Here is a 23,520-nt window from a genome sequence, read left to right as displayed (position 1 = left end):
CCCGCCGGTGACGGCACGGCAGCATCGGGCGAACGGTTGTCCCTGATGGGGTGAACAGTGGTCCCAGCGGCTGTTTCCGGCGCGTGGGGCCCGTTTCCTTGGGCACGCTGGTTCCATGGCCTACGGCTCCGAGTTCGGACCCATCGCCCTCGCCCACCGCGGAGGCGCGGCCCTCGCGCCCGAGAACACCCTTGCCGCCTTCGGACGGGCCGCTGCCCTCGGCTTCCGGTACCTCGAGACCGACGTCAAGCTCACCGCCGACGGCCACCTCGTCTGCTTCCACGACAACACCCTCGACCGCGCGACCGACGGCCGTGGCCCGGTCGCGCGGCAGACCCTGGCCAGCCTGCGCGGCATACGCGTCCACGGCGGCGAGCCGATCCCGACCCTGACGGAGGCGCTCGAGGCCTTCCCCGACGCGCGGTTCACCGTCGACCTCAAGGACCGGGGCGCGATCGGTCCGCTGGTGAAGGTGCTGCAGCACAAGGACTTCCGCGAGCGGGTGTGCGTCGCCGGTGCGTGGGACAGCTGGCTCGCGACTGTTCGCGCCGAGGCGCCGGGCGTACGCAGCGCGCTCGGGTGGCGTTCGCTGGCCGCCCTGGTCACGTCGTCCCGGACCGGCGTGCGGCCGTCGCGGCGACTGGCGACGGCCGAGTTCGCCCACGTGCCGCTGCGGCTGGGGCGGGTGCCGGTCGTCGTCGAGCGCCTCGTCGAGGGCGCCCACCGGATCGGCGTGCGTGTCATCGTCTGGACCATCGACGACCCGGTAGCGATGCGTCGCGTCCTGGACGCCGGCGTCGACGGCATCATCAGCGACCGTCCCGACCTGCTGCGCGAGGTGCTCGTGGCGCGCGGCCAGTGGCTTCCCATGCCGGCCGCCCCGACCTCCCCGGAGACTTTGAGCGCCTGACCACGCCTGGACGTGGTCAGGCGCTCAAAGACTCGTGGTGCCGGGTTGGTGCAAGGGTCAGGCGGTCTGCTGGAGCGCCTTGACCTCGTCGCGCGCGGCCACGATGGCGGCGTGCTGCTGCTGGACGACGGTGCGGAACCCGTCGCTCAGGTCGTCCTCCTTGAGCGCCTTCTCGTACTCCGAGACGGCGTGGTCCTCGCCGGTCACGGCTGCACCGAGCACGCCCGAGGCGTCGTCACCGGTGAGTGCGTCCTTGAGCGAGAGCCAGCCGCGGTGCAGCGTGGCGGCGACCGAGCCGCTCTCGTCGACGTCGTCGCCGTACTCGTGACCCATCGCGACGATGTCGCGGGCGAAGCCGGCGCGCTGCTCGGCGAGGCGCTCAAGGGTGGACGCGGCCTCCGGGCTGTCGCTGTCGCGCAGCTTCTCGGCGGCGGAACGGAAGCCGTTGCGGCCGTCCTTGAGGGTCTCCACGAGGTCCTTGGCGACCTTCTCGTCAGCTGACATTGATCAATCTCCTCCTGCTCGGGTCGGCCCCGGTTCGTGCCGATCTGTCGTCGTTCGACCCTGACACAGCCCGCGTCCGGGCGCGCGCTGGGCAGCGGTCGCGCAGGAGCCCGACCTGTGCTCTGACGTGGAGCGATGCCCAGACCGAGGCGGGCCAGTGGGGTTCCGCAGGAGGTTCTGTGGTGGTCCCACCCCGGACACGGGTATGCCGCGGACGCACGGTGCGTCCGCGGCATACCCGTCGCTGGTGGTGGGGAGGAGGTCAGTCCTCGGAGGACCCCGACATGCCCTGCTTGATGAGGTTCATGACGGAGGAGTCCGCCAGGGTGGTGACATCGCCGACCTCGCGGTTCTCGGCGACGTCGCGCAGGAGGCGGCGCATGATCTTGCCCGAGCGGGTCTTGGGGAGCTCGGCGACCACCATGATCTGGCGGGGCTTGGCGATCGGGCCGATCTCCTTGGCCACGTGGTTGCGCAGCTCCTGCACGGTCTCGTCACCGTTGTCGGCGAACCCGCCGCGCAGGATGACGAACGCGCAGACCGCCTGGCCGGTGGTCTCGTCCGTCGCCCCGACGACCGCGGCCTCGGCCACCGACGGGTGCGACACGAGGGCCGACTCGATCTCGGCGGTGGACAGTCGGTGGCCGGAGACGTTCATGACGTCGTCCACCCGGCCGAGCAGCCAGATGTTGCCGTCGGCGTCGTACTTCGCACCGTCGCCGGCGAAGTAGTACTTCTCGCCGAACCGCGACCAGTACGTCTCCTTGTAGCGCTCCGGGTCGCCCCAGATGCCGCGGAGCATGCCGGGCCACGGCTTGGTGAGGACGAGGTAGCCGACCGCCTCGGCCTCGTGCAGCGGGTTGCCCTCGTCGTCGAGGATCTCAGCGCTGATGCCCGGGATCGGTCGCTGCGCGGAGCCGGGCTCGAGCGAGGTGACTCCGGGCAGCGGGCTGATCATGATGCCGCCGGTCTCGGTCTGCCACCACGTGTCGACGATCGGGGCCTTGTCGCCGCCGATGTTGCGGCGGTACCAGAGCCAGGCCTCGGGGTTGATCGGCTCGCCGACCGACCCGAGGACGCGCAGCGACGACAGGTCGAACTTGGCCGGGATGTCGTCACCCCACTTCATGAATGTGCGGATCGCGGTGGGCGCCGTGTAGAGGATCGAGACCTTGTACTTCTCGACGATCTCCCACCAGCGACCCTGGTGCGGCGTGTCCGGCGTGCCCTCGTAGATGACCTGGGTGGCACCGTTCGCCAGCGGCCCGTAGACGATGTAGGTGTGGCCGGTGACCCAGCCGATGTCGGCGGTGCACCAGTAGACGTCGGTCTCCGGGTGGACGTCGTGGACCACGGAGTTCGTGTATGCCGCCTGCGTGAGGTAGCCGCCCGTGGTGTGGAAGATGCCCTTGGGCTTCCCCGTGGTGCCGGACGTATAGAGGATGAACAGCGGGTGCTCGCTGTCGTGGGGGACGGCCTCGTGCTGGTCGCTCGCGCCGTCGACGACGTCGTGCCACCACACGTCGCGCTGGTCGTCCCACTCGACCTCGCCCTCGGTGCGCTTGACGACGAGGACCTTCTCGACGGTGCTCTCGCCGGTGATGGCGGCGTCGACCGCGGGCTTGAGGGGGGCCGGCTTACCGCGGCGGAACTGGCCGTCGGCGGTGATGACGACCTTCGCCTCGGCGTCGGCGATGCGGGTGCGCAGCGCGTCCGCGGAGAACCCGCCGAACACGACCGAGTGTGGGGCGCCGATCCGGGCGCAGGCCAGCATCGCGGCCACGGCCTCCGGGATCATCGGCAGGTAGATGGCGACGCGGTCACCCTTGGCGACGCCGAGCGACTCGAGGGCGTTGGCGGCCTTCGCGACGTCCTTCTGCAGCTCGGCATAGGTGATGGTGCGGGTGTCGCCGGCCTCGCCCTCGAAGTGGATGGCGACACGGTCGCCGTTGCCGGCTTCGACGTGCCGGTCGACGCAGTTGTACGCGACGTTGAGCTCGCCGCCGACGAACCACTTCGCGAACGGCGCACCGCTCCAGTCGAGGGTGGTGTCGAAGTCCTTGGCCCAGCTGAGGCGCTCGCGGGCCTGGGCCGCCCAGAACGCCTCGTGGTCGGCGTCAGCCTGCTCGAACAGCTCCTTCGTGCCGTTGGCCTGGGCCGCGAACTCGGAGGAGGGGGACAGGTCCCGCTCCGGTGACTGGCTCGTGCTGGTGCTGGACGTGGCGCTCGTGGTGCCGGTCTCGGACACGGTTCCTCCTGGGACAGCTGAAGACGTCGATGGCTTGCTACCCCCAGCCAACCCGCACGACCCCCGCCACTGCAAGGGGAGCGGTCGGCGTGCTCGTCGGACGGACCGCTGGGCTCGCCGAACGGCTAGCCTCGTCGCCGTGACCACCCCGACCGCGACGACGCAGCAGTCCTCACCCGACGGCCCGGCCGGCCGCACCGGACCGGCGCGATCCGGCGCCGGGCTCCTCCGACGGCTCTGGGCGCCCTTGTCGGTCCTCGTCGGAGCGCTCCTGTGGTGGCCGGTCGGCTTCCTCGGCCTGGAGTCATGGCTGCACCTGCCGCTCGACGTGTTCGAGGGCGACGTGCTCTTCCTCGGGGCGACCGCCGCTGCAGCTTCGGTCTCGCTCGTCGTGCGTTCGCCCTGGCCGCGGTTCGCGATCGTCGTGCTGTTCAGCGGGCTGGGCTGGTTGCTCGACGGTCCCGCCACGGACACCTACCCGCACGAGCGGGCCGTCCTGGCCGCCCTGCTCGGTGGGGGCGCCCTGCTCGGGATCGTGCTGGGCGCGCGAGGAGCCAAGGGGGCACTCGCCGCCGCGACGGTGCTTGCCGTGGTGGCGGGGTTCTCGCCGACGACCTGGCCCCGGGGCCTCGCGCTCGCTCTGGCCCTCGCCCTGCCGTTCGCGGTGGCGACGTGGCAGCGGGTCGCCCCGACCGTCCTCAGCCTGGTGCGGCTGGTCGTCACCTGGTTGGTCTTCGCGCTGCTGGCGCGGGCGCTGTCCTACGGATGGGACCTCGTCCGTCCCGGGTCCGGCGGTGTCCCCGTGAGCGACCAGGCACGGACCGTCGCCGAGGCGTCGTGGGACTTCGTGCGCACCCAGTGGTGGACCTACTCCGAGGCCCTGCTGACGTCCTCGACGCGGTGGTTCGCCGTCGCCGGCGTGCTCGCCGTCGTCATCGTCGTGCTGCGTGCTGGCCGCGGGGCCGCGCACCGCCGGTCGGCGCCCTCCACGCACTGACCAGCGGGCGCCATACCCGGCTCTGTGCGAGCAACGCTCGTCGGTGACGGCGTGGCGGGTCACGGTGACGAGCGTTGCTGGCACGAAGCGGTGCAGACGTGCGCCTACCAGCGGTGGGCGACGTCGATGACGAGGCGGCTCGTGGTCGCGTCGGTGATGGTGAACGCCCGGAACGGCAGCCGGGCCCTGACCCCGAGCCCCATCGAGGTGTAGCCCTCGAACGACCCGGCCCAGGCGACCTGCCGGAAGGTCGTGTAGCCGGTGACGTCGACGACCTCCTTGGGGTTCCTGGGCACGAACGACGCGTTGCCGTTCTGGTCGTAGGACGGGGCGTTCACGACGACGAGCAGCTTGGCCCCGCCGCGGAGCGGGACCAGGGCGCCCTCGCCCTCGGTGTAGACGTTGCTGACGTACTTGACGGTGTAACCGGGCGCCCTCCCCTTGAGGTCCACGACCAGTCGGTCGTAGCAGGTGTGGCGGCCGGAGCGGACCCCGGTGACCGGGCCGATGGCCATGGTGCTGCGGGTCTTGGCGAGCGAGCCCCACGTGATGCCGCAGTAGGGAGCGGCGGTCGTGGCGGTGGTGGACTGCGTGGTGGTCGCGGTCGCCGGGGAGGCGAGGGCGGCGGTGACGGGGATGGCCCCGATGGCGGCGGCGACGACGAGTGACCGGATGGCCGGTCGTGGGTTGCGGAACGTGTTCATGGTGTCCCCCTTTCGGACACCCCAACGACGCGGCCCGTCCCTGTCGGGTTGACCCCCGAACGGGCGCTGGGCGTGTCGTCCCGATACGTCCGCTCGATACGTCCGCCTGAGCCGTGGACCGCGTCGCGCCCGGTGTGGCGCCCGGTGTGGCGCCCCGATATGGCGCCCCGGACAGCACGGTGCCGCGCCCCCTGTGCGGGGACGCGGCACCGTGGTTCGCAGGGACCGGGTGGCGCAGGGCGCCCTCGGTCGGTGGCCGACCTAGTGGGAGGTCGCCTTCTCGGCGCCGTGGCCGGTGAGGGACCGGACCTCCATCTCGGCGTACTTGGCGGCGTTGAACTCCTTGCTCGTCACGGTGCCGAGCCAGCCCAGGACGAAGGCCAGCGGGATCGAGACGATGCCGGGGTTGTCGAGCGGGAACCAGTGGAAGTCGGTGCCCTGCAGCATCGACAGCGACTTGCCGGTCGCCGGGTCGACCGGCTTCCCGGAGACGACCGGGCTGAAGATGATCAGCGTCAGCGCCGTGATGAGACCGCCGTAGATCGACCACAGCGCGCCCCGGGTGTTGAACCGCTTCCAGAACAGCGAGTAGAGGATCGTCGGGAGGTTCGCGGACGCCGCGATGGCGAACGCGAGGGCGACGAGGAACGCGATGTTCTGGCCGTTGGCGAGGATGCCGCCGAAGATCGCGAAGATGCCGATGACGACCGCGGTGATGCGGGCGACCCTGACCTCCTGCTCCGGGGTGGCGGTGCCCTCCTTGATGACGGAGTTGTAGATGTCGTGCGAGAGGCTCGCGCTGGCGGTGATGGTCAGGCCGGCGACGACCGCGAGGATCGTCGCGAACGCGACCGCCGAGATGATGCCGAGCAGGAGCTCGCCACCGAGCTCGTAGGCGAGCAGCGGCGCGGCCGAGTTGGCCTTGCCGGGGGCGGCGGCGATGACCTTCGGGCCGACGAGGGCGGCGGCGCCGTACCCGAGCACGAGGGTGAACAGGTAGAAGATGCCGATGAGCCAGATGGCCCACTCGACCGACTTCCGGGCCTCCTTGGAGGAGGGCACGGTGTAGAAGCGCATCAGCACGTGCGGCAGGCCGGCGGTGCCGAGCACCAGGGCGAGCGAGAGCGAGATGAAGTCGATCTTGGTCAGGCCGCTCTTGCCGTACTGCAGACCGGGGTCGAGGACCTTCTTGCCGCCGGACTGCTCGACGGCGCTGCCCAGCAACGAGCTGAGGTTGAGGCCGAACCGGCTCAGCACCCAGACGAACATGATGCCGGCACCGAGGATGAGCAGGACGGCCTTGATGATCTGCACCCAGGTCGTGCCCTTCATGCCACCGATGAGGACGTAGGCGATCATCAGGACGCCGACGACGGCGATGACCAGCGACTGCCCGCCCTTGTCGTCGATGCCCAGCAGCAGGGCCACGAGGCCACCGGCGCCGGCCATCTGCGCCAGCAGGTAGAAGAAGCAGACCGCGAGGGTCGAGATCGCCGCGGCCATGCGGACGGGGCGCTGCTTGAGCCGGAACGACAGGACGTCGGCCATCGTGTACTTGCCGGCGTTGCGCAGCAGCTCGGCGACGAGCAGCAGGGCGACGAGCCAGGCGACGAGGAAGCCGATCGAGTAGAGGAAGCCGTCGTAGCCGTTGAGGGCGATGGCACCGGCGATGCCGAGGAACGAGGCCGCCGACAGGTAGTCACCGGCGATGGCGATGCCGTTCTGGCGACCGGTGAACGCGCGTCCGCCGGCGTAGAAGTCGGCAGCGCTGCTGTTGTTCTTCGACGCCCGGATGACGATGCCGAGGGTGATGAGGACGAAGATCCCGAAGATCGTGATGTTCAGCGCCGGGCTGCCGACGTTGGTGGCCATGGGGACGAGGCTGACGTTCATCGCTTGTCCTCCCCGATGGTCTTGGCGAGGGCGGCGGCGCGCGGGTCGAACTCACGGTCGGCCCAGCGCACGTAGATGATCGTGATGACGAAGGTCGACACGAACTGCCCGAGCCCGAGGATGAGGCCGATGTTGACGTTGCCGAACACCTTGGTGCTCATGAACGCCGGCGCGTACGTCGAGAGCAGGACGTAGAGGAAGTACCACGCGAGGAAGAGCGCGGTCATGGGGAAGACGAACTTGCGGAACCTGCTCCGCAGCTCGTCGAACTCCGGCGACCCTTGCAGGTCGACGTAGGGGTCGTGATCCGTGCGAGCGTCGTTGCTCACGGGGACACCTCCAGTGTCTGGCGTGGCGCGTCCGGCGGATGGGCCGGGCGCTGGGGCGCCGCAGAGTGCGGTTGGCGCCACTGTGACGTGGGCTACAGCCGGCCGGGAGGTATGGCGCGCGGTGGCGCGCCGTGCGGGTGGTGCGGTCGCCGGGTGGCGGCGGTGCGTGCGGTGAGCGGTCGGTGTGCTGCGACCAGTGGTCGTTCGTGACGTGGGTGAGGAAGGTCAGTCGCGGTCGAGGACGAGGTCCTCGGGGGTGTGCAGGCGCACCATCGTCCGGGCGGTGTGCCGCGGGATCCGCCCCGGCGTCGCCAGCGAGACGACGACCGCGGTGGCGAAGGCGAGCGGGATGCTCCAGGCCGCCGGCTGGCCCAGCAGTGCCCCCGGCCACCCGGGGATCGGCCCGGCGAGGACGGTCGCGGCGACGGCGCTGACGGCCAGGCCCCCGCCGACGACCAGACCGGCCGCGGCGCCGACGGTGCTCAGCCCGCGCCACCAGGACCCGAGCACCAGCAGCGGGCAGAACGTCGACGCCGCCACCGCGAAGGCGAGGCTGACCATGGTCGCGAGGCCGACGGGCTCGATCAGCCGCGACGCGGCATACGGGACGGCCACACCCAGGACGGTCGCGATCCGGAACCCCTGCACGACGGTGAAGTCGTCACCGGTCATCCGGCCGAGCCGTCGTCGAAGGAGGTCCTGGTCGATGACCCCCGCGACCGACATCGTCAGCCCCGAGGCGGTGGACAGGAACGCCGCGAACGCGCCTCCCGCGAGGACCGCGGACAGGACCTCGCCGAGGGTGCCGGGCAGCATCGCGCCCGGCAGCTGCAGGACGAGGGTGTCGGGGGCGACGCCGAGGGGGAGCTCGGGGAGGTAGACCCGGCCGAGCACGCCGTACAGGGGAGGGAAGAGGTAGAACGCGCCGAGGAGGGCCACGACGGTCAGGGTGGTGCGGCGGGCGGCCCTGCCGTCGGGGTTCGTGTAGAACCGCACGAGGACGTGGGGCAGGCCCATCGTCCCGAGCGCGAGGGCGAGCAGCAGGCTGTACGTCGCGTAGACCGGGTGTCCTTGTCCGGCAAGGCCGCCGAGTGGTTCGACCCATCCCGCGTCACGGGCGGCGATGGCGGGCGCCGGTGCGCCGTCACGGAACCACACGGCCAGCAGGACGAAGGCCGGGGCGGCGATGGCGGTGAGCTTGATCCAGTACTGCACGGCCTGCACCAGGGTGATCGACCGCATCCCTCCCGCGGCGACGTTGGCGACGACGACGACCGCGACGACGAGTCCGCCGACCCAGCTCGGGGCGCCGGTGACGCTCGTGAGGGCGAGGCCCGCGCCCTGGAGCTGGGGGAGCAGGTAGAGCCAGCCGATGCCGACGACGAGCACCGAGCAGAGCCGCCGGATCGTGGTGCTCTCCAGGCGTGCCTCGGCGAAGTCCGGCAGCGTGTAGGCACCGGAACGGCGAAGGGGAGCGGCGACGAGGACGAGCAGCACGACGTAGCCGACGGTGTAGCCGACCGGGAACCACAGCATGTCGAGCCCGTTGGTGTAGACGAGACCGGCGATGCCGAGAAAGCTTGCGGCAGAGAGGTACTCGCCGCCGATCGCGCTCGCGTTGCGGTAGGGGGTCACGGTGCGGCCCGCCACGTAGAAGTCGCTCGTCGTGCGCGACAGCTTGAGCCCGAAGGCCCCGATCGCCAGCGTCACCGTGCAGATGAGGGCGATCGCGACGAGCCCGTAGGCGGAGTTCACGGCTCCCTCCGAGCGATGACGGCGGAGAACTCGGCCTCGATGCGTTCGCTCTGCCGCACGTAGTAGCGGGCGACGACCAGGGCGACGGGGTAGACGACGACCGCGAGGATCAACCAGGGCAACGGGATCCGGCCGATGTCGAGGCTGCGCGTCGCCGGGACGAGCAGGAAGAGCAGGGGCAGACCTCCGAGCCCGACCGCCCCGAACGCCAGCACCATCGCCGCCAGGCGCAGCTGCGCCGCCATGAGGCCGGACACGAAGACCTCGCCGAGGTTGCTCTGCTCGTCGATCTCCCGGGTGAGGGGTCGTACGTCACCGCGGGTGGTGGCGTCGCGCCGGGTGCTCGTGACGCGCACCCGCTGCGGCAGCCCGGGCTGCGTGGGGTCGCTCACCAGGTCACCAGGTCACCCGGACGAACGAGCCGGGCGCAGCAGGCGGTCGCGGAGCTCACGGGTGTGGCGGCGGCTCACCTGGAGCTCGACGTCGTCGAGCAGGACGCTGCACCGACCGTGCTCCATCCGCACCTCCCTGACGTGGCTCAGGGACACCAGCGTGCTGCGGTGGATACGGACGAACCCCGCTGCGGCCCAACGCTCTTCGAGGGTGCTCAGGGGGATGCGCACGAGGTGCGAGCCGTCCGGCGTGTGCAGGCGGGCGTAGTCGCCCTGGGCCTGGGCGTAGCGGATCTGGCTGCGGGAGATGAAGCGGGTGACCCCGGCGAGCTCAACGGGGATCGTCTCGTCCTGGTCGGTCGCGACGTCCGGACCGCCGACTGCACCGGCACCGCTGGGGCCGGACGGGTCCGCCGAGGCGACCACGCGCCGTACCGCCTCGGCGAGCCGGTCCGCGCGCACCGGCTTCATGACGTAGTCGACGGCGTCGACGGCGAAGGCGTCGACCGCGTGCTGGTCGTGGGCGGTGACGAAGACGACCTGCGGACGCTGGGTGAAGCGGGCGATGACCCGTGCGAGGTCCATGCCGTCGAGGCCGGGCATCGAGATGTCGGAGAAGACGACGTCGATGTCGCCGGCCTCCAGGGCCCGCAACGCCTCCGCCCCGCTCCCGGCGGTCCGCACCTCGGCGATCCGGTCGTCCTGCCGCAGCAGCCAGCTGAGCTCCTCGAGCGCCGGCACCTCGTCGTCGACGACGAGGGCGCGCAGGGCGCGCACGTCCGTGCCCGCGGCGCCGGCACTGGCGTCCTGCGGGCTGAGCAGCTCCGGGTCGCCGGAGGGCGGGCCAGCCATGGGGGCGACTCTACGTGGTGGGGTGCACGCCGGGCGCGTACTTGGGCACGCGGAACGACACCTTGGTCCCGGCGCCGGGGGCGGTCTCGACGACGAGGCCGAAGTCGTCGCCGTAGACCTGCCGCAGCCGGGCGTCCACGTTGCCGAGCCCGACGTTGTCGCCGTCCGCGCGCCCGTCGAGGACCGCACGGATCACCTGGGGGTCGGAGCCGACGCCGTCGTCCTCGATGGTGATCCCCGCCTCGGCCCCCTCGTCGGTGGCGACGATGCGGATGTGCCCACCGCCTTCCTTGGTGGCCAGGCCGTGGCGGACAGCGTTCTCCACCAACGGCTGGATGGCGAGATACGGGACGGTCACCGGCAGCACCTCGGGGGCGATGAGCAGCGAGATGGTCAGCCGGTCACCGAACCGCGCCTGCTCCAGGACGAGGTAGCGCTCGACGTTGCGCAGCTCCTCGGCGAGCGTCGTGAACGCCCCGCCGCGGCGCAGGGCGTAGCGCGTGAAGTCGGCGAACTCCAGGAGCAGCTCACGGGCCCGGTCGGGGTCGGTGCGCACGAAGGACGCGATCGCGGCGAGCGAGTTGTAGATGAAGTGCGGGCTGATCTGGGCGCGCAGGGCGCGCAGCTCGGCCTCCATGGTGCGGGTCCGCTGGTGACCGAGGTCGGCCAGCTCGGCCTGCGTGGCCATCCACCCGGCCACCTCCTCCGTCGCCCGGGCGAGCCCCGCCGAGGCGGTCGGGCCGTATGCCGCGATGGCAGCCACGACGCGGTCCCCGGCCACGACCGGGGCGATCACGGCGCCACGGATCGGGCAGTCGGGGTCGGAGCAGCTCACCTGGCCCGCGCCGAGGACGATCGTGTGGCCCGAGCTCAGCACCTCCTCGGCATCGGCCAGGGCGTGCCGCGCGTGGTGGTCGGCCGAGCCGTCCCAGGCCAGCAGCGAGGACGCGTCGGTGACGGCGATGGCCGGCGCGCCGAGCAGCTGGCGCAGGTGCCTGGCCGCCCGGCCCACGCCGTCGGGCGTGAGGCCGTCCTGGAGGTGACGGGCCGCGAGCGAGGCGGTGTGCAGCGTCGCGTGCGTCGCGTGGTCGACGTCGGAGACGAACCCCCGCGAGCCGGACCGGCCGTGGCGGACCAGCCTGACGAGGGCGTAGACGAGCACCATCGCGCCGGCGACGACGATGGCGGTGGGGAGGTGGAAGCTGCCCGACACATGCGCACTCTAGGGCGATCGGTCGCCCCGGCAGGGGCGCCCTAGGCTGGCGGACGTGCCTGATGCCGTCGCCTCGCTCCGTGCCCTCGCCGAGCTCCCGGGGGTGCCAGACCGCATCGCCGCCGCCCGTGAGGCCTGCGAGCGCCTGCGCTGGCACGAGGCGCTGCGCCGCCGGATCCCCGAGGCCTCGGCCGAGTCCCGGGTCCGTGGCGCCCAGGCGAGCGCGGCCCTCGAGGGGGCGACCGTGCCGCTGGACCTGGTCCGCGACGTGATGCGCGGGGCTGCCCAATGGCCGCTGGAGCCCGATCCGGTCGAGCGGGTCGCCCGCGGCGTGGTCCAGGCGACCGCCGAGAGCGAGCACGTCCGCTCACTGGTCGCGACGGCGCCGCTGCAGGCCCTGGCCCGCCTGCACGTCGCAGCGGCGTCGGGACTGGTCGACGACAGCCGGCTCGGCCGTCCCCGGGTCGAAGGGGAGACCTGCGACGAGCTCGTGGACCTCGGTCCGGCTCCCTCGGCAGCCGCCCTCCGGGCCCGGCTGGACGGGCTCGTCGAGCTGCTGGCCGCGGGGTCGCGGGGCGCGCAGGTTCCCGCCCTGGTCGTGGCCGCCGTCGTGCACGCCGAGGTCGCGACCGCCCGACCCTTCGTCCGGGGGAACGCCGTCGTGGCCCGGGCCATGGAGCGGGCCGTGGTGCAGGCCCTCGGCCTCGACCCGACCGGTGTGGCGGTGATCGAGGCCGGGCACGCCGCCCAGGGTGGACCGGCCTACCTCGGTGCGCTCGCGGCATACGGGACCGGCACGCGCGAGGGCGTGGCGCTCTGGCTGGAGCACTGCGCCGCTGCCGTGGTCGCCGGCGCCGAGCAGGGCGAGCAGGTCTGCGACGCGGTGCGCGCCGGACGCCTCACCTGACGCCCCGCTTGACGCTCCTGTGACAGCTCAGCAGACGCGGAACCGTATGCCGTCGTAGCAGATTCGCGACACGAGGACCGGCGCGTCGGGCGGGCGGGTGTCGATTTCGTACGACACGCCGATGGCACCGGGGGATGTCCCTGCCGACGCAAAAGTCAAGGGTTCACTTCCCGGCGCGACGGGGGTACACATGGAGCAGACGTCGACGCACGAGAGTCCGACGACCACCGTGACCCCATCGGGCACCCACGCGCGGGCAGTCCACTGGTGGACCGATCGTGACGGGCTTGTCCCGGTGCGACAACTACAGGAAGCACGCCTGGTAACCCGAGGCGGATCACGGTCGATGGCACCCCGTTCGCGCGGGGTGCCATCCTCGTTGTGGCGGGTGCGCAGGCAGCGACGCGCGTGACGGATGGGATCGTTTGGGCGCGGTTGTCTGCGGTCGGCTCCGGGCGGTCCGCGCGGTGGTGACGGGCTTTCCCGGACGAGTTGCGGTTGAACGGTGAATGGTCCACGATGATCGTGTTCGCTCCCCCTCGGGGTAGAGCGGACCGGCGTACCTGCTCCTCCCCCCCGGAGCACGGTGCGTCGACGGCCCCGGTTGTCCCCCCGACCGGGGCCGTCCCCTTTCTCCGGCACTTCTTCCTTGCGGCGTCCAGCCCTCGGCTGGCCGGCTGTCCACAGCCGGGCGTGCCGCGTGGCACCGTCCACAGGCGCGCCCATGGTGGGGTGCGGGAGCAGGTGGGTGACGGCGACGGTGGACGCATGGAGCATCGGGTGCTGGGAGTCCTCGGGGCGTCGGGTGGGCTCGGCGCCTCGACCATGGCTGTGGCGTTGGCACTGCGAGCCTCGTCGGCGGTCGGGGCGACAGCGTGCGTCGACGCGGTGTTCGAGCGGGGTGGCCTCGACGTCACCGCCTGCCTCGAGCACGTGGACGGGCTCCGCTGGAGCGACCTCGCGCAGCTGAGCGGCGAGGTCGACGCCGCTGACCTGCTGCGCTCACTGCCGGCCGACGGGGTCCTGCGCGTGCTGGGCGCACGGGGTCAGGAGCCTCCTGCGGACGTGGTGGAGACCTGCGTCCGCGCCCTGTCCTCGCTCTGCGGGATGACCGTGCTCGACCTCGGGGGTTCGCTGCGATGGGCGGGACTGTGCACCGACGTCGTCCTCCTCAGCGGGGTGACCGCGCGCCACCTCGCCGACGCCTCGGCGATGGCGGAGGGACTGGGTGGTCTGCGCCGCACCGAGGGCGCGGGTCCGGGGGGTTCCGGGTCGTGGGGTGCCGGGTCGTGGGGTGGCGGGTCGTCGGGTGGCGGGTCGTCGGGTGCCGGGTCGTCGGGTGCAGGCCCGGCGGGCAGCCTCGTGCTGAGGGCCGGCAGGCGTGAGGCGGTGACGGCGGAGGAGGTCGCGGTGCACCTCGACCTCCCCTGGGCTGCGACGCTTCGCGACGACCCGCGGGTCGCCACGGATGCCGACCGGGCGCGGGTACCCGGCACCCGCAGGACCGGCGCACTCGTCGAGGCCGTCGACCGGGTGCTGGCGCACCTCGACCTCGGCGCCGGGCGGTTGACGGCATGAACGGCGCCGACCACATCACGGCCCGCATCAGGCGGGGCGAGTCCCCGGACGAGCACCTCGTCGGCCACGTCGCGACGGTCGACGCCGTCCGGCTCGGGACGCGGGGGAGTGCCGCCGCACGGGAGGCGCTGGCCGCAGAGGTGCTCGGTCTCGGGCCGCTCGAGCACCTCGTCGCCGACCAGGCGGTGACCGACGTGCTGGTCAACGGCGACGGCTCGGTGTGGGTCGACCGGGGTGCCGGTGTCGAGAGCGCGGGTGCCGACCTGCTGGACTCCGCCGCGGCCCGGCGGCTCGGGGTGCGGCTGGCCGCCCTGGCCGGTCGGCGGCTCGACGAGAGCCAGCCGTGGGTGGACGGGCTGCTGCCGGGTGGGGTCCGGCTGCACGCGATCCTCCCGCCGCTGGTCGAGGGAGGGGTGCACGTCAGCCTGCGCATCCCCCGGGCGCGGGCAGACGGCTTGGCGTCGCTGCGGGACACCGGGATGTTCGACGAACAGACCGAGGAGCTGCTGCGTGCCCTGGTGCACCGCAGGCGGTCCTTCGTCGTCACGGGCGGGACCGGCTGCGGCAAGACGACCCTCCTGGCCGCGATGCTCGCCGAGGTGCCGGCCGACGAGCGGCTCGTCTTGGTCGAGGACGTGCGCGAGCTCGCCGTGGCCCACCCCCACGTGGTGCTGCTCCAGGGACGGGGCGCCAACGTCGAGGGGCACGGCCAAGTGGGGCTGGTGGAGCTCGTCCGCCAGGCCCTGCGGATGCGCCCCGACCGGTTGGTCGTGGGCGAGGTGCGGGACTCAGCGGCGGTGTCCACGCCGTTCGAACCGGACACTCCTACTGGCGGAGAGCCTCGCGTTCCCAGCCGGACACTCGTGCGGGCGGGTTCTGGTCGGGACACTGCGCCCTGGTTGGGCAGGTGAGGGCGGCTCTCACGGTGCGTGGCGTATTCGCCTGGCTCTTCGGAGCCCGACCCAAACGCACCTTGGAGGCTTCATGCCGAGTTTCATCCCCGACCGGGAGTCCATCCCGGTCTACACCCACATCCGGGCCAACGACCCGCGCTACACGCACCTGCCCTTGGTGAAGCCGCACCCGGACGGAACCCTCGAGGTCGTTCGCGGGGACGCGTCTGTCCGTGAGCGCCTGATGGCCCGACCTGAGACCCAGGACCTCTTCAGCAGGCACCGGGTTGGGAAGGTCTACTTCGTGGCCGAGAACCGGCGCGGTGGACTGTGGTTCGGTCCGACGGGCCGGAGCCGCATCGCCGTCGGCATGCTGGAGTACCACCTGTACACCGCACCCATCCCGCTGAAGCAGGACCTCTCCTGGGCTCGGAGCCTGTCCCACCTACGAGCGATGCTGCTCGAACAGGTCGCGAAGCTCGATGAGCTCGCGGCTGATGGGTGGGAGGTTGTCCCCTCGGGTGAGTCCTACCGCCTGCTCGACACCCAGCGCCCGGCCGACGACCTCGAGGTCGACGAGCTGCTCTGACTGGTCTCGAACCAACGCGTCCCCCTGTCCGCTGTGCGGGCGGGGGACGTTGTCGTCGAGCCGCTGACCGGCGCCCAACCGGTGCGATGTCACAGATACCCTCACAGAACATCCGTGTTTGCGGGGTTTCGGTCCCGACGGTGAGTGGCATGGGCGGCGCGAGAGGACTGGGTGTGGAACCGGTAGGGGGAGATGACCCGGAGGCGAAGGCGCGCGAGGAGATCGATGCGCAGCCGTCCGCCGCCGACGACGAGGGCGCCAGCGGTGTAGCCGAGACCGCGGCCGATGCGCCCGAGAGCGACGACGTCGTGTCACCCGCAACCAAGGTCACGATGACGCCCGAGGTCCGGGCGAAGTTCGCAGAGCTGGCTGGATTCCCGAGCGCGGAAGTACGCCGCACCTTGGCCGGGCTTACCGGGGTCAAGGGACTGACCTCACCGTGGCAAGGTCATCTGGCCGAGATTGTGAAGGTGGCTCGTCCGTCGGACCTGTTCAGGTGGGCTGACCTCTACGACGACACCCAGAAGGCCTCACGGCTGGGCGACATCTCAGTCCAGCTGGCGGGCCTGACCGGCTCCCAGAACCTGTCCCGCTACATCCTTGGGACCCAACCGGCCTTGGCTGCAAAGCTGCTCGACGGGGCAACGTTCAAGGGGGTCCAGCACGCGGCCCTCAGTGGCGTGCTCGAGGCCATCAAGGCGTCCGATGTGCTGGGGCCGAACCCGCTGAGCTCCTCCATCATGGGCGTGTCGTCCCAGCTCTCGAAGGTCGTTCTCTCTGACAGCGCCTTCACCCAGTGGCGCGCGGCCACCGGGCTGCACGCCACCATGGAAGCGCTGTCCAAGTCCGTTCTCCTCACCGAGCCCCGGCGTCACCAGTTCGAGGACTTGGCGCGGCTGTCGGTCATCACCGAGAGCATGGCCAAGGCCTCCTCGGACATCCTCGGCTCGCGGCCCACGCTGGCGGCCAGGCCCATGCTCGAGCTCGAGAGCTACGCGCGTCTGGCTCGTTCCGCGCCGATGTCCGAGGTGCCCGGGCTGTTGTGGCCGGCTGGGCACGGTGTCACCGGCCTTGCCGCCCATGACGCGTTCGTGGCCATCTCCGACCCGGACGAGTCCGCCGCCTTGGCCGTGACCGTGGAACACCAGGTGGTCGCGCCCTGGGAGGAGGCGGCCAACGGTTCGCGTCGCCACCTGTACGAACGCCTTGATGAGCTCGACCCAGACATCTCCGAGTTGCTGCGCGGTGCTTGGGAGAGCGTCGCCAGACCGGGTCCGGCAGACGTGGTGAAGGTGGGCGCCTGCACGGTGGAGGCGGTCATCCGCGCCCTGCGCGTGGGTGCCCCCGACGAGATGGTCACGAGCTGGCTCACTCAGACCGGTCGCCGTGTGGAGGACTTCGTCCAGCAGGGCAAGGTGATGCGCAAGGCCCGGGTGCGCTACCTGTTGCGCGACCGCAAGGGGGACATGAAGGTCGTCGAGGCGCAGGCGGATGCGCTCAGCGCCGCGGTCGAGGGCAATCAGAGCCGGCTCCAGGCAGCGAAGCACGCCTCCAGCGGGGACCTTGCCCAGGCTAGGGCTCACCTCGTGACGGCGGAGTCCATCCTGACCCAGCTGTTCGCCGTGGATTGAGCACTGCCGGGTTGTGCCACGCCGCTTCGGTCGGCGCCCCGCCCATGGCGCTCAGGCTGGGTCAGTGAGCCAGCTCGGGTAGTTGGCAGGCACGTGCGAGCCGTCCCACGCCTGGTGGTGCACTGCTCGGGCCCACGCTCGGGCGTCGTCACGCTCGGTGCGCGCGAGAGTCAGTGCCGCCTTCAACGTCTCGACGTCGCGATCGTCTCCGGTTGTCGCCATCGCGTCGCGCAGTCGGGTCAGGGCTGCCTCGGTGACGGCGGCGTCGTCCGGCCACTCAGGGCTGTCCTGACCCTGCCCGTCCCGGCCGGGCAGCCGCTGGTGTCCGACCGCGCGCAACGCGCCCACGAGCGGCCCGACGGTGAGGTCGGCGGCGAGCGCATCCTGGACGGCCTCGGCGAGGTCCAGGAGCGTCTTGGTGTCCAGGGCTTGACCGGTCACCGCGTTGGCGCCGGTGTCGATGGTGACGTTCCCGCTGGGGCCGAGCCCGAGCTCGACTCGCAGCGGGCCCCACTCGTGCGGTCCAGTACCCAGGGCGCGACCCTGCGGGTCGAGCTGGAACACGATGGTGTGCCGGGGCATCCGAAGTGTGAGCGGCTTCGGCACGGCGCCCCAGAGCTGCTCGCGCAGCGCCGCCTGCTCGGCCGGGGTGGTCGGTACGCGCAGCGCTTCCGCGTCCAGCGGTCGCAGGGAACCAGCGTCTGTCATGCGTGCACGGTGCCAGCGACCACTGACAGCCTCCCCGTCAGCGACCCCCGCGGCATGTAGACGACTACACGACCGGGCGCTCCGGAGGGTCAGTCGGCGTCGGTGGTGCGGCCGGGTGGGTCCTGCCGCGTTCGGTCAGGAGGTCGAGGGCAAGGCGACGGCAGTGACCCAGCAGACGCTCCGGGGTGACACCTTCCGCGTCGCTGCGCTCCTCCAGGAGCAGGACCCTCCAGCGAAGCGGGTCGGTGTGGCGGTGGCTCCAGGCGAGCAGGACGGGGCAGGGGGTGGCGTGCGACGTGGCCCGCGTGGCGCCCTTGCCGCAGGAGCAGAGGTGTTCGTGTGCGACCCAGCTGGTCGCGGGTTCGTGGGTGCTCACTCGCTCAGTGTGCGGGCCGGGGATGACGCCCAACAGGGGCGGCGCGTTGGGTTCGGCCGTTCTCGCCGGGGGGTGCCGTGGGTGCGATGCGGGTGATGCTGCGGATGCGTGAGCAGATGCGCCAGTGCTCGGTGGTGGGGTCCTGCGGGTCGTCGAAGAACACGAGGCTGCTGTGGTCGACGGCCGGCCAGCGCCCCACGTTCGTGATGGGCTGGTCGGTGTTGTCGTACAGCATCGGTGAGGACCCGGGGCCGGGTTGGCGGCGGTAGGTCATCGCGTCGAGGTCCCACACGTGGGTGGTGTTCTTGCGGGAGCGCACGAGCCAGACCCCGCCGGTGTCAGGCCCCAGCTCCAGCACCTGGTCCGGATGTGCGTCGACCGTGGGGCAGTGCGCCGTGGTGGTCGCCGGCTGCATGGTGTCGTCCATGGCGTCACGGTGCCAGAGCCCGGTGACACTCCCTGGGCGTCTAGCAAACAGCGGTCGTTCTAGCAAAATCTAGCAACGAGGGCTCGACCATGGGCGCTGTCACTGACCCGACCGCGCCGCACACAGCCGGGACGCGACCCAACTAGGGGTGCAGGCTTCGCTTCGGCAGCCCGAGCATGTCGCGGATTCGCGCGGCATCGGCGCTGGCAGCTGCCGCGGCCGCGTCACCCTGGGCGGCAACCTCGTTCCACTCGTCGACGCCGCGGCTCTGCGCCCGCATGTGGAAGTCGTCCGACGACAGGACGGACTGCTTGGCCAGGTCGGTGACGACGGGGGCCACCTCTCGGGGCCACCCCTTGTAGGCACGCAGCGCCTTCGCCTCCTGCGTGTACGCCTTGCTGATGATCTCGGCCTGCTTGCGCAAGGCCGCCTGCGACGCCCCGGCATCGATCATGCTGTTCAGCTTGATGACGGCGTTGTTCCCCGCGGCGACGATGGCCAGGTACTTGGCGCCGGCAGCCTTGTAGTCCTCGACGAGGAGGGTGGCCTCCTTGCCGGTGGCCTCACCCGCGGTGTCGGTCTGAGCGGCCATGCCGCGGATGTGCCAGGTTCCGCCGGCCAGCCCGGACAGCTTCGCGGTCGCGGCCCCGCCCTTGCCGGTGGTCGTGGGCACCGACGTCCACGTCGTGCCGTCGCTCGACTTCTCGAGGGTGACGGCGCCACCGGCCGGCGCGACGGTCGCGGTGACCGTGGCCGCGGCCGTCGTGCGGATGGCAGGCGCCGACAGCTTGAGCGTCAGTGTGGCCGGGGTCCGGACCGTGACCGCGGCCGCGGTCGACTGCGCCTCCTGGTCGCGGCCGAGCTCGATCGCGGTGGCCTGCACCCACGCCTTGCCGGCCTGGGCCGGGGTCCACGTCGTCTGGAACCGCCCGGTCGCGTCCGTGGTGGCCGTCCCGGCCGGGGTGTACGCGCCGCCGGCAGTCGTGGCCACGGCGAGCTCGACGACACGGTGCGCGACGGCAGGGCTGACGGTCCCGGTCACCGTGACGGGCTTGCCGGGTACAGCGGTGGAGGTGTCTGCGACCAGCGTGACGGTCGAGTCGTGCGGTGACATGAACGCGAACCAGCCGCCGGCGCCGAGCGCCACGACGGCTGCAGCTGACGCCGCCAGGACCGCCGGCTTCCTCGAGCGGGCCGTGGCCGGCTGCGCCTGCTCCCCGGTGGCGGGTGCGAGCTCGTTCAAGGTCATGGTGTCCCCCGTGTGGTGCGGCAGTGTGCTCGCCGGACCGTAGACCGGACCGCCGTCGGACGTGGTCCTTTTGCCGGATTTCGAACCGTTCGATGGGACCGCGCGCCTAGGCTCGTCGTCATGCCCAGCACCGGACCTGCCAGCTCGTCATGACCCCCGCACCTGACCAGCCCCCAGCTCATCCGGCCCGGCTCGCCGTCGTCGCGTCTCCGGCCGGGACGGTGCCCCACCTGGTCGACCTGTCCGGGGGCGACCAGGCGACGGCGCTGTGCGGGACGGCGACTGCGTTCGGCCGGGCGTGCGCCTGGTTCGCCCTCGCCGGGTGCAAGCGCTGCGTGAAGGCCGCCACCCGTCGGGGCTTCACCCACGTCGAGGACATCGACGGTGACACCGTCGAACTCGCCGAGTAGGCGACCAGGCATCCCGCTCCGACGGCGCCACCGGGCCGTGCCTGGGGACGGTCAGCGCCGCGGTGCCCGCGGCACGAGCCAGGCCAGGACCGCGACGGCCAGGCCGAGGCCAGCAGCAGCCTGCGACCAGAAGATGGACAGTGCGACGCAGACGACAGCGACGGCGGCGATGGCCGCGCCCTTCTTCATCTGCTCTCGTCGGCGTGGCGTCGGTACAGTGCTCATCACGGAGCTCCTTCGGCATGTTGCGGGTTTCCGAGACGGTGCCCTCCGTTCCAGCGGAGGGCGCCGTTGTTCAAGACCAAAGCAACCACGCTCCGGGGCCCTTTGTCGTGCTACCGTCGTCGCAGCGATAGGGCGTTTCAACACGTCCCATCGACATCTACTTCGCTCATCGCTGAAAGCGATCACAGACGTGTTGAAATGTCCTTGCTGACAATGGCTACAAAGTCGAGAGCTTCACGGCTGGCGCGACGCCGCGCCGCCCTGGCCGACCTGGAGAAGGGCCGCGACCAGGGGTATGCGAAGACCCTGACGGCGTTGGGCGTCCTGTCGGGAAAGAGCACGACGCAGGAGATTCGACTGCGGGCGGAGTTCATCTCGGTCACCCAGCCGTCGAGCGTGGTTCCGCCGGCCGCCCTGCTGGTCAACTCCCGCGGGCACGCACTGCGGGTGGCGTTGCTGGCGTTGTTCATCGCCCAGACCCAAGGAGGGTCGGCTCCGCACGTCGTGCACCTGCCCCTGTCCGCGGTGGACGTGAACACCATTGCGTGGGAGGACCTGCTCTTGACGCAGGCGGCGCCCGGCGCGGGTTCGACGTCGCGTCTGGTGCACGAGAAGCGTGCGGGCTCCGCACGGGCGGCGCTGAAGCGCCTGACCATGCCGGACGTCTCACTTCTGGAGCTGCCGCTGTCCGGCAAGCCCAAGGGTGGGTATGACCAGGTGCGCCTGTTCATGGACACCGGCCCCCGCGCCGTGGGTGCGCCGGTGTCCTACACGGTCCCGGACGGGTCGCAGGATGTGGTGACGATCCCGATGGACTTCTTCCTCAAGGGGTGGGTCTACGTGCTGGAGGACAGCGAGATCATCACCTACCTGATGTACCGGTACCTGTGCGCGAAGAACAGCCCGGCTCACATCACTGCCGAGGCCCGCAATGACCGGTTCGGCATCAAGCCCTCGTCGTGGGAGCAGTACTGGGTCCTGGCGAGCAGCGGCCTGCTTGACGTGGAGGTGGATGAGGGGCGCCGCTCGAACGGCACGTACGTCGGGATGGGCTCGGGCGCAACCCCACAGCCCCACAGGTTCACCCTGGCCGACGCCGGCCTGGGCGTTGATGCCCTGCCCACAGTCCTGGCGGCGCTGGACAGGCGCATCGCCGCGGGATGAGCCGGCGCGGCGAGGCGGTTGGCGTGCAGTCCTCTACACGTTGTCGAGTCGTCTCGTGCCACCCTCCCGCCGCAAGTCCAAGCAGCGCCGAGCCGGGTACCGTCCCGGGACGCTGTCCCGGGAGCTCGCTGACGCCATCACCGCAGAGGCCGCCCGGCTGGACGAGCCGACCGAGCCGTTGGCGGTCATCGCCGGCGTCGGTGAGGTGTTCGCCTCCCTGGATGACGCGTTGGCGGAGCTGGCGCTGCCCCGGTTGAAGGCGATCGCGGACCTGCGCCGGCAGGGCTGGTCGTACGACCGCATCGCCGCCGAGACGAAGCTGTCGAAGGGTCGCGTGGCACAGCTGGCCAGGGAGGCGAAGACCAGACGCCTGTAGCCCGAGGTCTGGGCTTTATGGCGGGTGAGGCCCCGCGCATCCTGGGTGGGTGGACCCGTGTACGTTCTGCGTGCTCGACATGACACATGCGGGCAGCGCCCACCGCACGGGGCCCTGTCTGCCACTTGAGGGGAACAACAGCACAGGTGGCCACTGCCAAGGGCTCGAACAACTCCGGGTGGTTCGTTGGCGCCGTCGTCTGCGTTGCGCTTGCTGCCGCGCTGGTAGTCCTGCCGTTCGTGGGCGTGTTCTGGGGGTTGCGTGAGTTGGTGCGCTGGCGGCGCTCCTCGTCGCTGCCCGTTCGGGCCGGTCGTCCCATGGCCGGGGCAGCAGCGCTCTTGGCGGGGGTGCTCGTCTTGACCGCTGGAGCCGTCTCCTTGGCCACGGACAACCCGGCCGACGCCAGCGGCGCCACGGCATCGGCTGCCGTGGCCATCCCCCCTCCCGTGCCGAGCACCGTTTCGGCCACCTCGCCGACCTCGCTGGCATCACCGCCCGCTACGTCGGCAAGTCCGACGCGGACCGGCCCCCCGCCCAACGCGATGCCTTCCCTTGCCGGTGACCAACTCGACCTGGCGATGAGCGTGTTGAACGCACGGAACATCGGGTACGAGCACGAAGACCTGTCTCCTCGCGACCGCAGCGTGTGGCAGGAGGAGAACTGGACCGTGGTCGCCACCTGGCCGGAGGCCGGAGAGCCACTGCCGGCAGGCGTTGACGTGACGCTGTACCTGCTGAAGAACGGGGAGGCAGCCTGGTTCGCCAAGCACCAGACGATGCCGAAGCTCACGGTCGGGCAGAGCGCTGACAAGGCGGTTGACCGCTTCCTCGCGCCAGTGGCTGAGCTGCTCGAGTACCGCTACCCCAAGGGGGCTGAGCCCAAGTACGCGAGCCCGGCTTGGGAGCGAGCTGCAACGTCCGGGCGCGGCCTGGCCGATGAGCCGGAGTCTGAACGCAATGCCCGGGCAGGGCTGGCCGGGGCGTCGCAGTTCGGACTTGTTGCGAAGTCGCGGAGCATTCCCCGCCCGGGCAAGCACCTGCGACCGGGACAGCTGTTGGTTGTCCTCGTGAGGGACGTGCCGTCGCCCCCTTCATCGGGTGGGGACGTGCCGTACGTGCCGGTGCCTGACCACGATGACGACGACGTCAACGTTCCTGGCTGGCTCTGCCCGACCCGGTTCTGCTGACTC

Annotated in this window: 25 protein-coding genes; 11 read left to right on the top strand and 14 right to left on the bottom strand. The window is 71.3% G+C overall.

Annotated elements, in window-relative coordinates:
• Window positions 1-115 precede the first annotated feature (115 nt).
• The gene (locus ABD286_RS08600) at window positions 116-910 is read left to right on the top strand and encodes a glycerophosphodiester phosphodiesterase family protein (RefSeq protein ID WP_344192186.1); all 795 of its coding nucleotides are present in this window, start codon (window positions 116-118) and stop codon (window positions 908-910) included.
• A gap of 57 nt (window positions 911-967) precedes the next feature.
• Here the strand turns inward: ABD286_RS08600 and ABD286_RS08595 are convergent, their stop codons facing one another.
• Entirely contained in the window at window positions 968-1,414 is a 447-nt protein-coding gene (locus ABD286_RS08595; protein WP_344192184.1) for a ferritin-like domain-containing protein, read from the bottom strand.
• A 262-nt stretch (window positions 1,415-1,676) separates the two neighbouring features.
• A complete protein-coding gene (acs, locus tag ABD286_RS08590) occupies window positions 1,677-3,596 on the bottom strand; it encodes an acetate--CoA ligase (RefSeq protein WP_344193321.1) in 1,920 nt (639 codons plus the stop codon).
• Between the two features lie 205 nt (window positions 3,597-3,801).
• On the opposite strand from acs, the gene ABD286_RS08585 reads away from it, so the two are divergent.
• Window positions 3,802-4,659: a hypothetical protein gene (locus tag ABD286_RS08585; protein ID WP_344192182.1), complete on the top strand. Its 858-nt coding sequence runs from the start codon at window positions 3,802-3,804 to the stop codon at window positions 4,657-4,659.
• Window positions 4,660-4,763: 104 nt separating this feature from the next.
• Here ABD286_RS08585 and ABD286_RS08580 read toward each other — a convergent pair whose 3' ends face one another.
• From ABD286_RS08580 to ABD286_RS08550, 7 genes are all read right to left on the bottom strand, one after another.
• On the bottom strand, window positions 4,764-5,363 hold the full coding sequence (locus ABD286_RS08580) for an AMIN-like domain-containing (lipo)protein (RefSeq protein ID WP_344192180.1): 600 nt from the start codon (window positions 5,361-5,363) through the stop codon (window positions 4,764-4,766).
• Window positions 5,364-5,624: 261 nt separating this feature from the next.
• Complete coding sequence (locus ABD286_RS08575; protein WP_344192178.1) at window positions 5,625-7,235, bottom strand: solute symporter family protein; 1,611 nt, start codon at window positions 7,233-7,235, stop codon at window positions 5,625-5,627.
• A gap of 17 nt (window positions 7,236-7,252) precedes the next feature.
• On the bottom strand, window positions 7,253-7,585 hold the full coding sequence (locus ABD286_RS08570; protein ID WP_344192176.1) for a DUF485 domain-containing protein: 333 nt from the start codon (window positions 7,583-7,585) through the stop codon (window positions 7,253-7,255).
• A gap of 225 nt (window positions 7,586-7,810) precedes the next feature.
• Window positions 7,811-9,340 carry a sodium/solute symporter gene (locus ABD286_RS08565; protein ID WP_344192174.1) on the bottom strand — a complete coding sequence of 510 codons (1,530 nt, stop codon included), beginning with the start codon at window positions 9,338-9,340 and terminating at the stop codon, window positions 7,811-7,813.
• Window positions 9,337-9,732 (bottom strand): hypothetical protein, encoded by a 396-nt coding sequence (locus ABD286_RS08560; protein WP_344192172.1) that lies wholly within the window; start codon window positions 9,730-9,732, stop codon window positions 9,337-9,339. Before ABD286_RS08560 ends, ABD286_RS08565 begins: the two co-directional genes overlap by 4 nt.
• Before the next feature lie 12 nt (window positions 9,733-9,744).
• Window positions 9,745-10,584, bottom strand: coding sequence for a LytR/AlgR family response regulator transcription factor (locus ABD286_RS08555; RefSeq protein WP_344192169.1), 840 nt, complete (start codon window positions 10,582-10,584; stop codon window positions 9,745-9,747).
• A 10-nt stretch (window positions 10,585-10,594) separates the two neighbouring features.
• Window positions 10,595-11,797: a sensor histidine kinase gene (locus tag ABD286_RS08550; protein ID WP_344192167.1), complete on the bottom strand. Its 1,203-nt coding sequence runs from the start codon at window positions 11,795-11,797 to the stop codon at window positions 10,595-10,597.
• 55 nt (window positions 11,798-11,852) lie between these two features.
• On the opposite strand from ABD286_RS08550, the gene ABD286_RS08545 reads away from it, so the two are divergent.
• The 5 genes from ABD286_RS08545 (at window position 11,853) to ABD286_RS08525 (ending at window position 17,395) form a co-directional block, all read left to right on the top strand.
• Complete coding sequence (locus ABD286_RS08545) at window positions 11,853-12,704, top strand: Fic family protein (protein ID WP_344192165.1); 852 nt, start codon at window positions 11,853-11,855, stop codon at window positions 12,702-12,704.
• 768 nt (window positions 12,705-13,472) lie between these two features.
• Window positions 13,473-14,282 (top strand): CpaE-like family protein, encoded by an 810-nt coding sequence (locus tag ABD286_RS08540; protein ID WP_344192163.1) that lies wholly within the window; start codon window positions 13,473-13,475, stop codon window positions 14,280-14,282.
• On the top strand, window positions 14,279-15,193 hold the full coding sequence (locus ABD286_RS08535; RefSeq protein WP_344192161.1) for an ATPase, T2SS/T4P/T4SS family: 915 nt from the start codon (window positions 14,279-14,281) through the stop codon (window positions 15,191-15,193). Before ABD286_RS08540 ends, ABD286_RS08535 begins: the two co-directional genes overlap by 4 nt.
• A gap of 73 nt (window positions 15,194-15,266) precedes the next feature.
• Window positions 15,267-15,764: a hypothetical protein gene (locus ABD286_RS08530; RefSeq protein WP_344192160.1), complete on the top strand. Its 498-nt coding sequence runs from the start codon at window positions 15,267-15,269 to the stop codon at window positions 15,762-15,764.
• A 149-nt stretch (window positions 15,765-15,913) separates the two neighbouring features.
• On the top strand, window positions 15,914-17,395 hold the full coding sequence (locus tag ABD286_RS08525; protein ID WP_344193319.1) for a pPIWI-associating nuclease domain-containing protein: 1,482 nt from the start codon (window positions 15,914-15,916) through the stop codon (window positions 17,393-17,395).
• A gap of 51 nt (window positions 17,396-17,446) precedes the next feature.
• On the opposite strand, the gene ABD286_RS08520 is transcribed toward ABD286_RS08525, so the two are convergent.
• The 4 genes from ABD286_RS08520 to ABD286_RS08505 all read right to left on the bottom strand — a co-directional run bounded on the left by ABD286_RS08520 (window position 17,447) and on the right by ABD286_RS08505 (window position 20,155).
• Window positions 17,447-18,103 carry a hypothetical protein gene (locus ABD286_RS08520; protein ID WP_344192159.1) on the bottom strand — a complete coding sequence of 219 codons (657 nt, stop codon included), beginning with the start codon at window positions 18,101-18,103 and terminating at the stop codon, window positions 17,447-17,449.
• Between the two features lie 64 nt (window positions 18,104-18,167).
• A complete protein-coding gene (locus ABD286_RS08515) occupies window positions 18,168-18,479 on the bottom strand; it encodes a hypothetical protein (protein ID WP_344192157.1) in 312 nt (103 codons plus the stop codon).
• A gap of 4 nt (window positions 18,480-18,483) precedes the next feature.
• Complete coding sequence (locus tag ABD286_RS08510) at window positions 18,484-18,906, bottom strand: hypothetical protein (protein ID WP_344192155.1); 423 nt, start codon at window positions 18,904-18,906, stop codon at window positions 18,484-18,486.
• A gap of 142 nt (window positions 18,907-19,048) precedes the next feature.
• Window positions 19,049-20,155 (bottom strand): hypothetical protein, encoded by a 1,107-nt coding sequence (locus ABD286_RS08505; RefSeq protein WP_344192153.1) that lies wholly within the window; start codon window positions 20,153-20,155, stop codon window positions 19,049-19,051.
• 149 nt (window positions 20,156-20,304) lie between these two features.
• Between ABD286_RS08505 and ABD286_RS08500 the strand changes: the two genes are divergently transcribed.
• Complete coding sequence (locus ABD286_RS08500) at window positions 20,305-20,565, top strand: hypothetical protein (RefSeq protein WP_344192151.1); 261 nt, start codon at window positions 20,305-20,307, stop codon at window positions 20,563-20,565.
• Window positions 20,566-20,616: 51 nt separating this feature from the next.
• Here the strand turns inward: ABD286_RS08500 and ABD286_RS08495 are convergent, their stop codons facing one another.
• Window positions 20,617-20,790: a hypothetical protein gene (locus ABD286_RS08495; RefSeq protein WP_344192149.1), complete on the bottom strand. Its 174-nt coding sequence runs from the start codon at window positions 20,788-20,790 to the stop codon at window positions 20,617-20,619.
• 198 nt (window positions 20,791-20,988) lie between these two features.
• Here ABD286_RS08495 and ABD286_RS08490 point away from each other — a divergent pair, with 198 nt between their 5' ends.
• The 3 genes from ABD286_RS08490 to ABD286_RS08480 all read left to right on the top strand — a co-directional run bounded on the left by ABD286_RS08490 (window position 20,989) and on the right by ABD286_RS08480 (window position 23,517).
• Window positions 20,989-21,954 carry a hypothetical protein gene (locus tag ABD286_RS08490; protein ID WP_344192147.1) on the top strand — a complete coding sequence of 322 codons (966 nt, stop codon included), beginning with the start codon at window positions 20,989-20,991 and terminating at the stop codon, window positions 21,952-21,954.
• A 55-nt stretch (window positions 21,955-22,009) separates the two neighbouring features.
• Window positions 22,010-22,330, top strand: coding sequence for a hypothetical protein (locus tag ABD286_RS08485; RefSeq protein ID WP_344192145.1), 321 nt, complete (start codon window positions 22,010-22,012; stop codon window positions 22,328-22,330).
• 146 nt (window positions 22,331-22,476) lie between these two features.
• Entirely contained in the window at window positions 22,477-23,517 is a 1,041-nt protein-coding gene (locus tag ABD286_RS08480) for a hypothetical protein (RefSeq protein WP_344192143.1), read from the top strand.
• Window positions 23,518-23,520 lie beyond the last annotated feature (3 nt).

Origin of the sequence: Pedococcus aerophilus (assembly GCF_039532215.1) — a bacterium.
Taxonomy (GTDB): Bacteria; Actinomycetota; Actinomycetes; order Actinomycetales; family Dermatophilaceae; genus Pedococcus; species Pedococcus aerophilus.
The sequence above is the reverse complement of the archived record's forward strand: the minus strand, read 5'-3'. Positions and strand labels throughout refer to the sequence as shown.